The following is a 14,915-nucleotide window of genomic DNA, read 5'->3' on the forward strand; positions in this document are numbered from 1 at the left end:
GTGTTTTGCTCGGGATTTGGGTTCATAACAACAATAAAATCGCTGCATCAGAGGCCCACTGCCATGGCCGCACCTGCCCCGCCGCTGTCCCACGACGCGATCGTCCAGACTTCCTGGCAACGTTGCCGCGCGTTCGGTCTTGACCACCAAAGCACGCCGGCCTTCGATCAACTGCCCGCCGCCGGCATTGCGCAGTTGCTCGACAGCCATCATTCGCTGGTGCAGACCACACACCAGGAAGTCTTGCCCTATTACGAAAACATCCTGAGCAATTCCAACTGTCTGATCATGCTCGCCGACAATCAGGGCCAGGTGCTGACCTCGTGGGGCACTCAACGCTTTATCGAGCCGAATCTGGCCCGGGGTTTTCAGGCTGGGGCGAGCTGGATGGAGCGCTGCAGCGGCACCAATGCGATCGGCACGGCACTGGCGTGTGAACAAGCGGTGCATATCGAACACGATGAACACTTTCTCAAGGCCAACCGCTTCATGACCGGTTCTGCCGCGCCGATTTTCGACGCCGAACGCAAGGTCATTGCGGTGCTCGACGTGTCCAGCGACAGCTATCTGCCGCCCTCGCACACCCTGGGCATGGTCAAGATGATGAGCCAGACCGTGGAGAACCGGCTGATTCTCAACCTGTTCCATGGCCAGCATTTTCAACTGACCTTCAACACCGGGTTGAACAACCTCGACAGTCAGTGGGCCGGGTTGTTGATCTTTGATGAGAGTGGACAGGTGTTGTCGGCGAATCGTCGGGCCGACAATCTGCTCGGTGTGCGTTTGTCGCGGGTCAGCGTTGAGAGTCTGTTCAAGGTGTCGTTGCTGGAGTTGATCAATCAGCCCGACGGGTTGCCGTTTGCCTTGCAGACCTCTGGTCGCAACCGTTTTCAATGCTTGTTGAAGCGGCCGAAACAGGCGTCGGTTCAGCCGCGCGTTTTTGCTGCTGAACCCAAAACCGCCGCGCCCACCGCCATCAGTCTCAACACCCTGCACTTCGGCGACAGCCGCGTGGAAAAAGCCGTGCGTCAGGCTGAGCGTTTGCTGGAGAAAGACATTCCGTTGCTGATCCATGGCGAAACCGGCGTAGGCAAAGAGGTCTTCGTCAAAGCCCTGCATCAGGCGAGTTCTCGTAGTAAACAGGCATTCATTGCCGTCAACTGCGCGGCGATCCCCGCCGAACTGGTCGAGTCCGAACTGTTCGGTTACGAGAAAGGCGCGTTCACCGGCGCCAACCAGAAAGGCAGCATCGGGCTGATTCGCAAGGCGGACAAAGGCACGTTGTTCCTTGATGAAATCGGCGATATGCCGCTGCCGACCCAGGCGCGGTTGTTGCGGGTTTTGCAAGAGCGTTGTGTGCAACCGGTGGGTAGCAGCGAGTTGTTTGCGGTGGATCTGCGGATTATCTCGGCGACTAACCGCTCTCTGCGAGAACAGGTGCAGTTGGGACGGTTTAGGGAGGATTTGTATTACCGCATTGGTGGGCTGACGCTGGAGCTGCCGCCGCTGCGGGAGCGCAGTGATAAGGAAGCGTTGTTTAAACGACTGTGGGAGCAGCATCGTGAGCCGACGCAGTGGGCGGGGTTGAGCCAGGAAGTGTTGGAGCTGTTCAGTCGTCATCCGTGGCCGGGGAATTTGCGTCAGGTCAGTAGCGTGATGCAGGTGGCGTTGGCCATGGCTGAGGAGCAGCCGGTGAGGCTGGAGCATTTGCCTGATGATTTTTTTGTGGATCTGGAGATGGAGCCCGTGGAGAGCGCGGCACCGTTGGGGGTTGATCTGAATGATGTGGAGGCGTTGAACCGGGAGTTGAAAGCGGCTGGGGGGAATATTTCGCATTTGGCGCGACGGTTGGGTGTTAGCCGAAATACGCTCTACAAACGGTTGCGGCAGATTGAAGGTTGAGTGAATCCCTTCCCCTCACCCCAGCCCTCTCCCCCAGGAGAGGGAGCCGACCGAGGTGTCTGACGTTGTACATCGACCTGAAAAAACCAGTCGATTATGGATTCAAAGCAGCGCGTTCAGGTCGGCGTATCTCGTGAGCATCCCCCATTCAGTCCCCTCTCCCGGAGGGAGAGGGAGCTGACCGAGGTGTCTGGCACCGGACATCGACCTGAAACATCCTGGCGATTATGGATTCAGCGCAAATCGCTCAGGTCGGTGTATTTCCTGAACATCCCCCATTCAGTCCCCTCTCCTGGGGGAGAGGGTTAGGGTGAGGGCGAAAATTCCGGCTCAACATGCACAGCCGAAGCCGCCTCCAATGTGCGCAACCCGACCAGCACAACCACCACCATCATCAAACCTGCACCAATAGCCACCGCAAATCCCGCGCGCGCGCCAAAGGCATCAATAACCAACCCCGCCAGCATGCCGCCGAGTGCAACACCCACGCTGATACCGGTAGTCATCCACGTTAGTCCTTCCGTGATCCGCGAAGGAGGAATAATGATCGTCCCCATTTTCATGACCACGACCATCGTCGGAGCAAACGAGATGCCCGCGATAAACAGCGCCGCAGTCAGCACATAAACATCCGTTGCAAAAACAGGCAGCACACCGGTGAACGCCGTGACCAGGATCCCGATCAGGAACTGTTTTTCGATCGCCAGCGAAACCCTCATCGCACCGAACGTCAGGCCCGCCACCAGTGAGCCGAACGCATAAGCGGCGAGGATGAAGGTTGCCGCCCCCGGCCAGCCCTGCGCATTGGCGAAAGCCACAACAGCAACATCGATTGCTCCGCCAATAACCCCCATCGCCAGCAACGCGAGGACAATGGTGCGCACGCCGGGAATCAGCAGGGTTGAGCCGCTATGGCTGGCGTGGCCCACAACAACCTTGGGTTCAGTCTCGCGTTGCAGGAGAAACGCCGTCACCCCGACGGCCAGCAGCCCGACCGCGACCAGCGGTCCGGCTTCGGCGAAAAAACTCACGCTCAAACCGATCGCCAGTGGCGGGCCGATGATGTAAGCGAGTTCGGTCAAGACCGTGTCCAGCGAGAACGCCGTGTGCAGTTGCGGCTTGCCTCGGAACAGCTGCGACCATCGCGCACGGATCATCGACGGCATGCTCGGCATCGTCCCCGCCAGTGCCGCCAGCACAAACAGCAGTGCGGCTGGAGCGCGCAAGTAGACGGCGATGATCAGTGCCAACAACATGGCAATGCTGAACGCCGTGACGACGGGCAGCACGCGACTCTGACCACGCTGATCAACCAGTCTGGAGATGTGCGGGCCGAGCAGCGCATTGGCCAGGGTGAACGTACCGGCGACTGTGCCGGCCAGCCAGTAAACGCCGGTTTGCTGCACGAGCATGGTGATGATGCCGATGCCGATCATTGCCTGAGGCAATCGGGCGATGGAACTCGCGAGCACTAGCCCGGTGGCGCCGGGGGTGGTTAGCAGTTCGCGATAGTGATTGGCCATGGTGTCTCCATTCGATATTCGTCGCCGCTCAGCATCCTGCTGAACGCGTTGCCGACATCAAGACCTACGCGAACGTCAAAAGCAACCCTCACCCCAGCCCTCTCCCGGAGGAGAGGGAGCTGACCGAGGTGTCTGGCGTTGTACATCGACCTGAAAAATTGTGTCGATTATGGATTCGGAGAAAAACTTTCAAGTCGGCGTATCTCTTGAGTATCCCCCATTCAGTCTCCTCTCCCCGAGGGAGCTGACCGAGGTGTCTGGCGTTGTACATCGACCTGAAAAAACCAGTCGATTATGGATTCAAAGCAGCACGTTCAAGTCGGCGTATTTCCTGAGCATCCCCCATTCGGTCCCCTCTCCCCCTGGGAGAGGGCTAGGGTGAGGGGCTTTTCTTGCGCCCAAACAAAAACCCGCACAAGGCGGGTTTTGTTTTGAAGCTAAACACAGCTATCAGTCAGCCAGACGCCAGGTAGTCCCACCCTTGCCGTCTTCCAACACAACGCCCATCGCAGTGAGCTGATCACGAATCCGATCCGACTCAGCCCAATCCTTACCCGCACGTGCTGCCAGACGCGCCGCGATCAGCGCATCAACCTCTGCCGCATCGACACGCCCTTCAGCGCCCGCCTGCAGGAAGTCATCCGCCTCCAACTGCAACACACCCAACACGCTCGCCAGCTCTTTCAGACGTGCCGCCAGACCTGCCGCCGCATCGAGATCGCTCTCGCGCAGACGGTTGATCTCACGCACCATCTCAAACAGCACGGCACAGGCTTCCGGCGTACCGAAGTCGTCGTTCATCACCGTGGTGAAACGCTCGACGAACGCTTCGCCACCCGCCGGAGCGACGTTCGGCAGACCTTTCAACGCGTGGTAGAAACGCTCCAGCGCGCCTTTGGCGTCCTTGAGGTTGTCTTCCGAGTAGTTGATCGCGCTGCGGTAGTGGCTCGACACCAGCAGGTAACGCACGACTTCCGGGTGGTACTTTTCCAGCACGTCGCGAATGGTGAAGAAGTTGTTCAAGGACTTGGACATCTTCTCGCCGTTGATGCGAATCATGCCGCAATGCATCCACGCGTTGGCGTAGGTCTTGCCGGTGGCCGCTTCGCTCTGGGCGATTTCGTTTTCATGGTGCGGGAACTCGAGGTCGCTGCCGCCACCGTGAATGTCGAAAGTCTCGCCCAGGCAGCAGGTCGACATCACCGAGCACTCGATGTGCCAGCCCGGACGCCCGGCGCCCCACGGCGATTCCCAACTTGGCTCGCCCGGTTTGGCGGCTTTCCACAGGACGAAGTCGAGCGGGTCCTGTTTCGACTCGTCGACTTCGATGCGGGCGCCGATGCGCAGGTCTTCGATTTTCTTGCGCGACAGCTTGCCGTAGCCCATGAACTTGGCGACGCGGTAGTACACGTCACCATTGCCCGGAGCGTAGGCGTAACCCTTGTCGATCAAGGTCTGGATCATCGCGTGCATGCCAGGAATGTGATCCGTGGCGCGCGGTTCCATGTCCGGCTTCTTGATGTTCAGGCGCGCTTCGTCTTCGTGCATCGCGGCGATCATGCGCTCGGTCAACGCTTCGAACGATTCACCGTTCTCGTTGGCGCGGTTGATGATCTTGTCGTCGATGTCGGTGATATTGCGCACGTAGGTCAGGTCGTAACCGCTGAAGCGCAACCAGCGGGTCACCAGGTCGAACGCGACCATGCTGCGGCCGTGGCCAAGGTGGCAGTAGTCGTACACGGTCATCCCGCAGACGTACATGCGCACCTTGTTGCCATCCAGCGGCTTGAAGACTTCTTTGCTCTTGGTGAGCGTGTTGTAGATCGTTAGCACGTTATTTCCCTTGACGCTGAATCACTGGCCCCACGAATCACGCAGGGTCACGGTACGGTTGAATACCGGCTGACCTGGTTTCGAGTCCTTCAAATCAGCGACGAAGTAGCCTTCGCGCTCGAACTGGAAACGGTCTTCCGGCTGTGCATTGCCAAGCGATGGCTCAGCACGACAACCGGTGAGTACCTGCAGCGAATCAGGGTTGATGTTGTCGAGGAAACTCGCGCTGTCTTCGGCCTTCTCAGGGTTGGCCGAACGGAACAGGCGATCGTACAGACGCACTTCGCACTCGATGCTGGCGGCGGCCGGCACCCAGTGGATCACGCCTTTGACCTTGCGCCCTTCCGGGTTCTTGCCGAGGGTTTCCGGGTCGTACGAGCAACGCAGTTCGACGATGTTGCCATCGGCGTCCTTGATCGCTTCGTCGGCACGGATCACGTAGCTGCCGCGCAGACGCACTTCACCGGCCGGTTCCAGGCGCTTGTAGCCCTTTGGCGGCTCTTCCATGAAGTCGTCACGGTCGATGTAGATTTCCCGGGCGAATGGCAGTGCGCGTACGCCCATGTCTTCTTTCGGGTGGCGCGGCAGTTCGAGGTTTTCGACCTGACCTTCCGGGTAGTTGGTGATCACCACTTTCAGCGGACGCAGCACGCACATGGCGCGCGGTGCGGTCTGGTCAAGGTCGTCACGGATGCTGAATTCGAGCATGCCGAAGTCAACCACGCCGTCGGAACGGTTGGTGCCGATCATTTCGCAGAAGTTGCGGATCGATTTTGGCGTGTAGCCACGGCGGCGGAAGCCCGACAGCGTGGACATCCGCGGATCGTCCCAGCCGTTGACGTGCTTTTCATCGACCAGTTGCTTGAGCTTGCGCTTGCTGGTGATGGTGTAGTTGAGGTTCAGACGGCTGAACTCGTACTGACGCGGATGCGCCGGCACTGGCAATGCGTCGAGGAACCACTCGTACAGCGGACGATGGCTTTCGAACTCGAGGGTGCAGATCGAGTGGGTGATGCCTTCGATGGCGTCCGACTGCCCGTGGGTGAAGTCATAGTTCGGGTAAATGCACCACTTGTCACCGGTCTGGTGGTGATGCGCGTGGCGGATGCGATACATGATCGGGTCGCGCAGGTTCATGTTCGGCGAGGCCATGTCGATCTTCGCACGCAGCACGCGGGCGCCGTCCGCGAACTCACCGGCGCGCATGCGCGCAAACCAGTCGAGGTTCTCTTCAACCGAACGGTCGCGGAACGGGCTGTTCTTGCCCGGCTCGGTCAGGCTGCCACGGTATTCCTTGGCCTGCTCAGGGGTCAGGTCGTCGACATAAGCCTTGCCGGCCTTGATCAGCTCGACGGCCCAGTCGTGCAACTGGTCGAAATACTGCGAGGCGTAGCGCACTTCGCCGGACCATTCGAAGCCCAGCCATTTGACGTCGCTTTCGATCGCGTCGATGTATTCCTGGTCTTCCTTGGCCGGGTTGGTGTCGTCGAAACGCAGGTGCGTGACGCCGCCGAACTCCTGGGCCAGGCCGAAGTTCACGCAGATCGACTTGGCGTGGCCGATGTGCAGGTAGCCGTTGGGCTCAGGCGGGAAACGGGTGACGATCTGCGTGTGCTTGCCCGAGTCCAGGTCTGCCTGGATGATCGGCCGCAGGAAATTGACCGGCACGGCAGGGCCGGACTTGGCATTCGAGGTAGGGTCGACAGTGGGCTTGCTCATAGGATCCTTGACTTACATGTGCGCGGCCGCAGAGGGGGCCAGACAAAACAAAGCCGCTATCATAGCCGATGCTGTCAAGGGGCTGACAGAGCACGGCCTATAAAGGAGCGCATTTAATCGCAGGGATTTGGAAAAACAGCCTCGAAATTCGCGCCTGTCACGCTAAACTGCGCACCTTGGCCCACGGGCTGAACCGGTAACGGGCCGAAATGTCCCTTTACCCACGAATTCCTTATAAAGAGTAGCGATCATGACTCAAGTCAAACTGACCACCAACTACGGCGACATTGTCATCGAACTGGACGCGGAAAAAGCGCCAATCACCGTTGCCAACTTTCTCGAATACGTTAAGGCCGGCCACTACGAAAACGTGGTTTTCCACCGTGTGATCAAGGGTTTCATGATCCAGGGCGGTGGCTTCCAGCCTGGCATGCAGGAAAAGAAAGACAAGCGCCCGAGCATCCAGAACGAAGCCGACAACGGCCTGAAGAACGAGAAGTACACCCTGGCCATGGCTCGCACCATGGACCCGCATTCGGCATCGGCGCAGTTCTTCATCAACGCCACCAACAACAGCTTCCTCAACCACACCGCCAAGACCGCTCAGGGCTGGGGCTATGCAGTGTTCGGTAAAGTCGTTGCAGGCACTGACGTTGTCGACAAGATTGAAGGCGTGTCGACCACTTCCAAGGCCGGCCACCAGGACGTACCAGCAGACGACGTGATCATCGAGAAAGCCGAGATCATCGAAGCGTGATATTGCTGATTTCAGACTTGCATCTGGAAGAGGAGCGCCCGGACATTACCCGGGCGTTTCTGGATTTGCTCGCCGGACGCGCCCGCTCGGCGAGTGCGTTGTACATTCTCGGCGACTTTTTCGAAGCGTGGATTGGCGATGACGCCATGACACCCTTCCAGCGTTCCATCTGCCAGGCCCTGCGCGAACTCAGCGACAGCGGCACGGCCATCTTTCTGATGCACGGCAATCGCGACTTCATGCTCGGCAAGGCCTTCTGCAAGCAGGCCGGCTGTACGTTGTTGAAGGACCCGAGTGTCGTGCAGTTTTATGGCGAGCCGGTGCTGTTGATGCACGGCGACAGCCTCTGCACCCGCGACGTCGGCTATATGAAGCTGCGTCGTTATCTACGTAACCCGATCACGCTGTTTATCCTGCGCAATCTGCCGCTGAGCAGCCGCCATAAACTGGCGCGCAAACTGCGCAGCGAAAGCAAGGCACAGACGCGGATGAAGGCCAATGACATTGTCGATGTCACGCCAGAAGAGATTCCGCGGATCATGCAGGAATACGGTGTGAAAACCCTGATTCACGGGCACACCCACCGCCCGGCGATTCACAAGTTGCAACTTGGTGAACAGGCGGCGAAGCGGATTGTGCTGGGGGATTGGGATCGGCAGGGTTGGGCGTTGCAGGTGGATGAGAGCGGCTACGCGTTGGCGCCGTTCGACTTCGCCCCGCCGCTGGCTTTGCCGCACGGCTGAAAGCTTTACCCCCTCACCCCAGCCCTCTCCCCCAGGGGGGCGAGGGGGAAAGGGAGCCGACCGAGAGCAGTTCAAAACCCGCGTTCGACTCACAATCTCAAATCATGCTTTCCCCCAAACCGGAGCTCAACTCGGTGGCTCACGTCGGCGTACCTCGAAAGCAAACCACGGTCAGTCCCCTCTCCCTCCGGGAGAGGGTTAGGGTGAGGGGCTTTTGACCTTTAGTGCCCTGAAGCAGCAGGCCCTGCCTTGGCAGCAAACGGCGGTTTCGCCAGCCAGACAATCAGAATCAACCCCATAAAACCCCAGCCTAGCAACGTGAAGTAATCCACAGTGGACAGCATGTACGCCTGGCTGGTCAGGATCTGATCCATCTGCGCATAAGCCGATTGGCTCGCCCCGCCCAACTGATTCAAGGTCTCGCGCGTCGCCGGCTCAAAGGTGCTGATGCTCTCACTCATATACGCATGATGCTGATCCGCCCGGCGAATCCAGATCCACGTGGTCAGCGACGCCGCAAAGCTACCGCCCAACGTCCGCAGAAAAGTCGCAAGACCCGCACCATCGGCAATCTGACTCGGCGGCAAGTCCGACATCAGAATGCTCAAGGTCGGCATGAAGAACAGCGCCACGCCAATGCCCATGAACAGTTGCACCAACGCGATGTGCTGGAAGTCCACCTCATTGGTGAATCCGGCGCGCATGAAGCAACTCAAACCAATCGCCAGAAACGCCAGCCCGGCCAGTAAACGCAGGTCGAACTTGTTCGCGTACTTGCCGACAAACGGCGACAGCAACACCGGCAGAATGCCGATCGGCGCCACGGCCAGACCGGCCCAGGTTGCGGTGTAGCCCATTTGCGTCTGCAACCACTGCGGCAGGATCAGGTTGATGCCGAAGAACCCGGCATAACCCAGCACCAACACCAGTGTGCCGATGCGGAAGTTGCGGTAGGCAAACAGCCGCAGATTCACCACCGGATGCTGGTCGGTCATTTCCCAGATAACGAACACCGCCAGCGCAATCACCGAAATCGCCGCGCCGATGATGATGAAGTTCGACTCGAACCAATCCAGATCATTACCCTTGTCGAGGATCACCTGCAACGCGCCGACGCCAATGATCAGCGTGATCAGGCCGACGTAATCCATCGGCTGACGGCTGGTTTCCACCGGACGTTTGGCCAGTTGCGAACGCACCACCATCACCGCAAAGATGCCAATCGGCACGTTGATGAAGAAGATCCACGGCCAGCTATAACTGTCGGTAATCCAGCCACCGAGAATCGGCCCGGCAATCGGCGCAACCACCGTGACCATCGCCAGCAATGCCAGGGCCATGCCGCGCCTCGCCGGCGGATACACCGCGATCAACAGGGTTTGCGTCATCGGGTACAGCGGCCCGGCGACCAGGCCTTGCAGCACACGGAAGCCGATCAGCTCAGGCATCGAGGTCGAAATACCGCAGAGGAACGAGGCCAGCACAAACAGGATGGTGGCCCACAAAAAAAGCTTCACCTCACCGAAGCGGCGGCTGAGCCATCCGGTCAGTGGCAGCGCAATCGCGTTGCTCACCGCGAACGAGGTGATCACCCAGGTGCCCTGCTCCGAACTCACCCCGAGGTTGCCGGAAATGGTCGGCAGCGCCACGTTGGCGATGGTGGTGTCGAGCACTTGCATGAACGTCGCCAGCGACAGGCCGATGGTGCTGAGCAACAGGCTGGGCGGCGTGAAAGAGGCGTTATTGCTCATTGTGAATCCTTTGGAACCGGGTTGGCGCCGCGTGCTGATGAACACCGCCCCCCCTGTGGGAGCGAGCTTGCTCGCGAAGGCGGTGTACCAGACAAATCAACGGCGAATGACACTCCGCTTTCGCGAGCAAGCTCGCTCCCACAAGGGGCAGTGCCAAAGTCTCGATTCAGCGTTGCGCGGTTTTGCTGACCGCAGCGCTGTTGTCGTGGATCAGCTGCGCGATCATCGCGTCGGCTTCGGCCAGTTGGCGGTCGTAGACGTTGGTGCTGAACGAGGCTTTCTGTGGCGGCTGCTGAGCCAGCACCGGGCCGCTCTGGTCGTGCAGGTTCACTTCAACATTGGTCGACAGACCGACGCGCAGCGGATGCTTGGCCAGTTCTTCAGCATTGATGTGAATCCTCACCGGCACACGCTGAACGATCTTGATCCAGTTACCGGTGGCGTTCTGCGCTGGCAGCAGAGCGAACGCGCTACCGGTGCCGGCGCCGAGGCTGTCGACGGTGCCGCTGTATTTCACATCGCTGCCGTAGATGTCGGATTCGATATCGACCGGCTGACCGATGCGCATGTCACGCAGTTGGGTTTCCTTGAAATTGGCGTCGATCCACAGTTGATCCAGCGGAATCACCGCCATCAACGCCGTGCCCGGCTGCACACGCTGACCGAGTTGCACGGTGCGCTTGGCCACGTAACCGGTGACCGGAGCGATCAAGGTGCTGCGGGCATTGGTCAGGTAGGCCTGACGCAGATCGGCGGCGGCCGACATCACGTCCGGATGCGACGACACCACGGTGTCATCGACCAGTGCGCTGGTGGTTTTCAGTTGCTGCTTGGCGTTGGCCAGGGCGTTTTGCGCCGAGGTCAGGTCATCGCGAGCGTGGGACAGTTCTTCCTGGGAAATCGCCCCGCCCTGCGCCAGGTTTTTCCGGCGGTTGTAGTTGTCCTGGGCTTTCTGCACTTCGGCCTGCTGCGCGTTGACCTGGGCTTTCATGCCGTCAACGTTGCTGTAGAGGCCGCGTACCTGACGCACAGTGCGCGCCAGTTTCGCCTGGGCACTTTGCAGGCCGACTTCAGCATCGTTCGGGTCGAAGTTGATCAGCACCTGACCTTCGTGAACCAGATCACCATCGTCAGCACCAATGCTGACCACGGTGCCGGTCACCAGCGGGGTGATTTCGACGACGTTACCGTTGACGTAGGCGTCGTCGGTGCTTTCGTTAAAGCGCCCGATGAACTCGTGATACGCCCAGACGCCGGCGCAGGCGAGAGCGACGACAACCGCCAGCGCCAACAGCATCACTTTGCGTTTGCGCGGGTTGCCGGTGTCCGGGGTGTTGCCTTGAGCTTGGGTGTTTTCGGCAGTGGCCATGACAAGTACCTTGAATTAGTTGTGCGGCGTGGCTGGGCTGGCGTTGGCTGCGGTCAGGGTGTCACCCTGGAAGCCGCCGCCCAGCGCTTGCATCAGTTGAATCGACAGGTCGATCTGCTCGGCATTGAGGTTGGCCAGTTGACGCTGGGCCTGGAGCAATTGCTGCTCGATGCTGAGCACGTCCAGGTAGTTGCCGATGCCGGAACCGTAACGCTGGACGACGGTGTTGTAAGAATCCTGAGCAATGTCGGTGGCGTGTTGCTGCGCACCGATCTGCCGGCCGATGTCACGCAACTGGTTGATCGTGTCGCTGACGTCGCCCAGTGCTTTCACCAGGCTTTTGTTGTACTGCGCCACCGCCAGGTCGTAATCGGCGTCGCGCGCATCGAGGTTGGCGCGCAGGCGTCCGCCGTCGAAGATCGGCAGCGAAATGGTCGGGGCAATGTTGAAGAAGCGACTGGCCGAACCGAACATCGCATCACCCAACAAGGACTCGGCACCGGCCGAAGCCGTGAGGTTCAAGTTGGGATAGAAGCGGGTTTTCGCCGAGTCGATGTCTTTGCTCGCCGCCTCGACGCGCCAACGCGCAGCGACCAGATCCGGGCGCCGACCGAGCAGTTCCGCCGGCAACACCGACGGCACAGCGACAGCGCTGGCTTGCAGGACTTTCGGTCGGACGATTTCGCTACCGCGATCCGGACCTTTGCCGAGCAGTACGGCCAAGGCAATCTTGGCGCTGTTCAAGCGTTTTTCTGCGTCGATCAGGCTGGCCTCGGAACTGGCTTCCAGACTCTGGGTTTGCTGGAACTGGTACTGGCTATCGATCCCGGAACTCAGGCGACGCTGGCTCAGGTCGAGCATTTGTTTAGTGCGTTTGAGGTCTTCGTTCGCCAGGTCATAAACGATGTGCGCCTGACCGAGATCGCTATAGGCACGAGCGACGTCAGCGGCGAGGGTCAACTGTGCAGCCTGACGATCGACTTCGGCGGCGCGGGCCTCACCGAGTGCCGCTTCCCAGGCATCACGCTGACCGCCCCAGAGGTCGAAGTTGTAATTGAAACCGGCGCTGACATTGCGCACCGTCGAATAAGCCCCACCCTGCCCCAGCGGATCCTGATCGCGAGCCAGGCGCGAACGGCTGATGCCGGCGCTGGCGTCGAGGGTCGGATAACGCTCGGCATCGGCGGCGTACGCAGCGGCGCTGGCCTGATGCGCGCGGGCCTCAGCGATCTGCATGTCCGGGCTGTCGTGCAGCGCTTCGCGGATCAGACCGTCGAGTTGCGGATCGCCGAGGCTGGTCCACCAGTCGCTTTTCGGCCACGCGGCCGGCGACAGGGTCACGCCGTTGAGGGATTGGCCGACTTTCAGGTTCTTCGCATCGAGGCTCGCAGCGGAAGTGTCGAGCCCGCTGTAATTGGCGCAGCCGGCGAGGATCATCGCCGACAGCACCAGCGTCAGGCTACTGCGCAAGGTTTTACCGCTCATTGTGTTCACCTAAGCGCTGGATGGTGATCGGGTCACCGGCTGCCAGCAGGATTTTCTTGAGGATGTATTCCAGGGTTTTCAACTCGTCCGGAGTGACGGCGCCGGCCAGTTCATTCATCGCGTCGGCGCCGATGTGCGGCAGGCGATCGGCCAGTTGCTGGCCCTGTTCGGTCAGTTTCAACTGCACCTGACGGCGATCGCCTTCGCTGCGGTGGCGAGCCAGAAAGCCTTTCTGCTCCAGACGGTCGAGCATGCGTGTCATCGAACCGCTGTCGAGCGACAGATGCCGGCACAGCTCGGCCGGGGTATCGACGCCGAACTGGGCCATGATGATCAACACCTTGAACTGCGCGGCGGTGATGCCGTGGGGTTCCATGTGGGTGTCGATGATCCGGTCCTTGAGCAGCGCAGCACGGCCAAGCAACAGGCCGAGATGGCAATGTTTGAATTCGTCCGGGGTGAAATGCTTCATTTGCTCACCTAATAACTGCCTAGGCAGTGAATGTATGTCGAGATGTTACTGCCTAGGCAGCGAATGTCAACGGAATAGTTAGGTGGCTTGGTAATTAGTTGACCAATGGGCTGGGATTTATTGCACGGGCGACCCCATTCGCAAGCAGGCTCGCTCCCACAGGGAAAACGCGTTCCAATGTGGGAGCGAGCCTGCTCGCGAATGCAGCGACACGGTGCCAGGGATGATCGCTTTCTAGGAATCGCCTGATGTTCAGGCTTGAGTGCTGTGGCTAACGTACGCCGTTCATTGGCCGATACGTAAACCCTTTCCATGAAACGTTTCAAACTCCAGCGCCCGCTCCAGCTAACTAAATTGATTCACACGCTATGTCTGTCGTTACTCTTCGTGTCCAGCTACGCGGACGCGGCTAATTGCTCGTTCTATCCGGGCCATCATCAAACAACTCTCACTATGCAAGTACCCGCTACGCTTTCGATTCCTCGTGACACCCCTAACGGCACCGTAATCTATGAAAGTCCTCCATTAAGACTTGGACCTACGCCCAGCTCGTATAAATGCACTAACGAGTTTTCATATGGTGTTCAGAACAACGTTGGTGTGTCTAAATCGGGTGACCTTGTTTACGCAATCGGAAACACCGGGCTCGCATGGCAGTGGTCCTTCAAAGACAATATAACCATACCCATTTATCCGGGCATTCGCCGAGAGGCGGGCGGATACGGATGGGACACCACAAGTCATGTGCTACGAATAATCAAAATAGCGGATGTAATCGATGCACAGACAATCCCGGCAGGAACACTAGGGGTTTTCCATGCAGACGGTGTATCACCACTAGCAATGGCGACCAACGGCACAACCATCGTCCCTCAATCATGCGAAACACCTGACATCAAAGTAGACATGGGTTCACATGACATAAGTGCATTTTCCAGTAACGGCACCTATTCTGAATCCGTCAGGTTTAACATCAGCCTTAACAACTGCCCGATAGGCATAAACAAAGTAACTTACACCCTACTGCCGACCTCAACTTCCCCCGCGCAGAACTCCACGAACGGCATCGTCAAGCTGAGTGCCGATTCGACAGCTCAGGGCGTGGCTCTGCAAGTACTCAACAGCGATGGAAACCCGTTCGTTTTTCATCAAAGCTATGTATTCACGGACTATCCCTCTGCTGGAGGCAACTTGAAGATCCCGCTGAGTGCTCGATACTTTCGCATTGCTGAAACGGGTGGGAATGGTGGGTTTGACAAGGGAATGCGCGCCGGAACAGCTAACGCAACCATTGCGTTTGTCATGAGTTACCTTTGAATCCATTGATACGTTCGCTTAGCCAATTGTCCGCACCCTCTTTA

The 14,915-nt window shown here is 59.1% G+C and carries 11 protein-coding genes; 4 read left to right on the forward strand and 7 right to left on the reverse strand.

The window, feature by feature from the left end:
- Positions 1 to 63 precede the first annotated feature (63 nt).
- Complete coding sequence (locus tag ACRRSD_RS04660) at positions 64 to 1,902, forward strand: sigma-54-dependent Fis family transcriptional regulator (protein ID WP_435037293.1); 1,839 nt, start codon at positions 64 to 66, stop codon at positions 1,900 to 1,902.
- A 305-nt stretch (positions 1,903 to 2,207) separates the two neighbouring features.
- On the opposite strand, the gene ACRRSD_RS04665 is transcribed toward ACRRSD_RS04660, so the two are convergent.
- From ACRRSD_RS04665 to ACRRSD_RS04675, 3 genes are all read right to left on the reverse strand, one after another.
- Positions 2,208 to 3,425, reverse strand: coding sequence for an MFS transporter (locus ACRRSD_RS04665; RefSeq protein WP_435037294.1), 1,218 nt, complete (start codon positions 3,423 to 3,425; stop codon positions 2,208 to 2,210).
- A 450-nt stretch (positions 3,426 to 3,875) separates the two neighbouring features.
- Positions 3,876 to 5,258, reverse strand: coding sequence for a cysteine--tRNA ligase (gene cysS, locus ACRRSD_RS04670; protein WP_077573639.1), 1,383 nt, complete (start codon positions 5,256 to 5,258; stop codon positions 3,876 to 3,878).
- A gap of 21 nt (positions 5,259 to 5,279) precedes the next feature.
- Positions 5,280 to 6,977, reverse strand: a complete 1,698-nt coding sequence (locus ACRRSD_RS04675; RefSeq protein WP_435037295.1) for a glutamine--tRNA ligase/YqeY domain fusion protein — start codon at positions 6,975 to 6,977, stop codon at positions 5,280 to 5,282.
- A gap of 250 nt (positions 6,978 to 7,227) precedes the next feature.
- Here ACRRSD_RS04675 and ACRRSD_RS04680 point away from each other — a divergent pair, with 250 nt between their 5' ends.
- Both ACRRSD_RS04680 and lpxH read left to right on the forward strand, forming a co-directional pair.
- A complete protein-coding gene (locus ACRRSD_RS04680; protein ID WP_435037296.1) occupies positions 7,228 to 7,734 on the forward strand; it encodes a peptidylprolyl isomerase in 507 nt (168 codons plus the stop codon).
- Complete coding sequence (gene lpxH / locus ACRRSD_RS04685; protein WP_034154735.1) at positions 7,731 to 8,477, forward strand: UDP-2,3-diacylglucosamine diphosphatase; 747 nt, start codon at positions 7,731 to 7,733, stop codon at positions 8,475 to 8,477. Before ACRRSD_RS04680 ends, lpxH begins: the two co-directional genes overlap by 4 nt.
- A gap of 221 nt (positions 8,478 to 8,698) precedes the next feature.
- On the opposite strand, the gene ACRRSD_RS04690 is transcribed toward lpxH, so the two are convergent.
- The 4 genes from ACRRSD_RS04690 to ACRRSD_RS04705 all read right to left on the reverse strand — a co-directional run bounded on the left by ACRRSD_RS04690 (position 8,699) and on the right by ACRRSD_RS04705 (position 13,554).
- A complete protein-coding gene (locus ACRRSD_RS04690; RefSeq protein ID WP_007912465.1) occupies positions 8,699 to 10,228 on the reverse strand; it encodes a DHA2 family efflux MFS transporter permease subunit in 1,530 nt (509 codons plus the stop codon).
- Positions 10,229 to 10,394: 166 nt separating this feature from the next.
- Positions 10,395 to 11,597: an efflux RND transporter periplasmic adaptor subunit gene (locus ACRRSD_RS04695; RefSeq protein WP_123594175.1), complete on the reverse strand. Its 1,203-nt coding sequence runs from the start codon at positions 11,595 to 11,597 to the stop codon at positions 10,395 to 10,397.
- 15 nt (positions 11,598 to 11,612) lie between these two features.
- Positions 11,613 to 13,082 (reverse strand): efflux transporter outer membrane subunit, encoded by a 1,470-nt coding sequence (locus tag ACRRSD_RS04700; protein ID WP_435037297.1) that lies wholly within the window; start codon positions 13,080 to 13,082, stop codon positions 11,613 to 11,615.
- Positions 13,072 to 13,554, reverse strand: coding sequence for a MarR family winged helix-turn-helix transcriptional regulator (locus ACRRSD_RS04705; RefSeq protein WP_095189882.1), 483 nt, complete (start codon positions 13,552 to 13,554; stop codon positions 13,072 to 13,074). The genes ACRRSD_RS04700 and ACRRSD_RS04705 overlap by 11 nt, the downstream gene beginning before the upstream one ends.
- Positions 13,555 to 13,866: 312 nt before the next feature.
- Between ACRRSD_RS04705 and ACRRSD_RS04710 the strand changes: the two genes are divergently transcribed.
- Positions 13,867 to 14,871 carry a fimbrial protein gene (locus tag ACRRSD_RS04710; RefSeq protein ID WP_435037298.1) on the forward strand — a complete coding sequence of 335 codons (1,005 nt, stop codon included), beginning with the start codon at positions 13,867 to 13,869 and terminating at the stop codon, positions 14,869 to 14,871.
- The last annotated feature ends 44 nt before the right edge of the window (positions 14,872 to 14,915 follow it).

Origin of the sequence: Pseudomonas neuropathica (assembly GCF_051174785.1) — a bacterium.
GTDB lineage: Bacteria > Pseudomonadota > Gammaproteobacteria > Pseudomonadales > Pseudomonadaceae > Aquipseudomonas > Aquipseudomonas neuropathica_A.

Coding starts and splice junctions, on each gene's coding strand:
- ACRRSD_RS04690 (WP_007912465.1), bottom strand. CDS start 10,228: ATGAGCAATAACGCCTCTTTCACGCCGCCCAGCCTGTTGCTCAGCACC.
- ACRRSD_RS04675 (WP_435037295.1), bottom strand. CDS start 6,977: ATGAGCAAGCCCACTGTCGACCCTACCTCGAATGCCAAGTCCGGCCCT.
- ACRRSD_RS04680 (WP_435037296.1), top strand. CDS start 7,228: ATGACTCAAGTCAAACTGACCACCAACTACGGCGACATTGTCATCGAA.
- ACRRSD_RS04660 (WP_435037293.1), top strand. CDS start 64: ATGGCCGCACCTGCCCCGCCGCTGTCCCACGACGCGATCGTCCAGACT.
- ACRRSD_RS04710 (WP_435037298.1), top strand. CDS start 13,867: ATGAAACGTTTCAAACTCCAGCGCCCGCTCCAGCTAACTAAATTGATT.
- ACRRSD_RS04700 (WP_435037297.1), bottom strand. CDS start 13,082: ATGAGCGGTAAAACCTTGCGCAGTAGCCTGACGCTGGTGCTGTCGGCG.
- ACRRSD_RS04705 (WP_095189882.1), bottom strand. CDS start 13,554: ATGAAGCATTTCACCCCGGACGAATTCAAACATTGCCATCTCGGCCTG.
- ACRRSD_RS04665 (WP_435037294.1), bottom strand. CDS start 3,425: ATGGCCAATCACTATCGCGAACTGCTAACCACCCCCGGCGCCACCGGG.
- ACRRSD_RS04695 (WP_123594175.1), bottom strand. CDS start 11,597: ATGGCCACTGCCGAAAACACCCAAGCTCAAGGCAACACCCCGGACACC.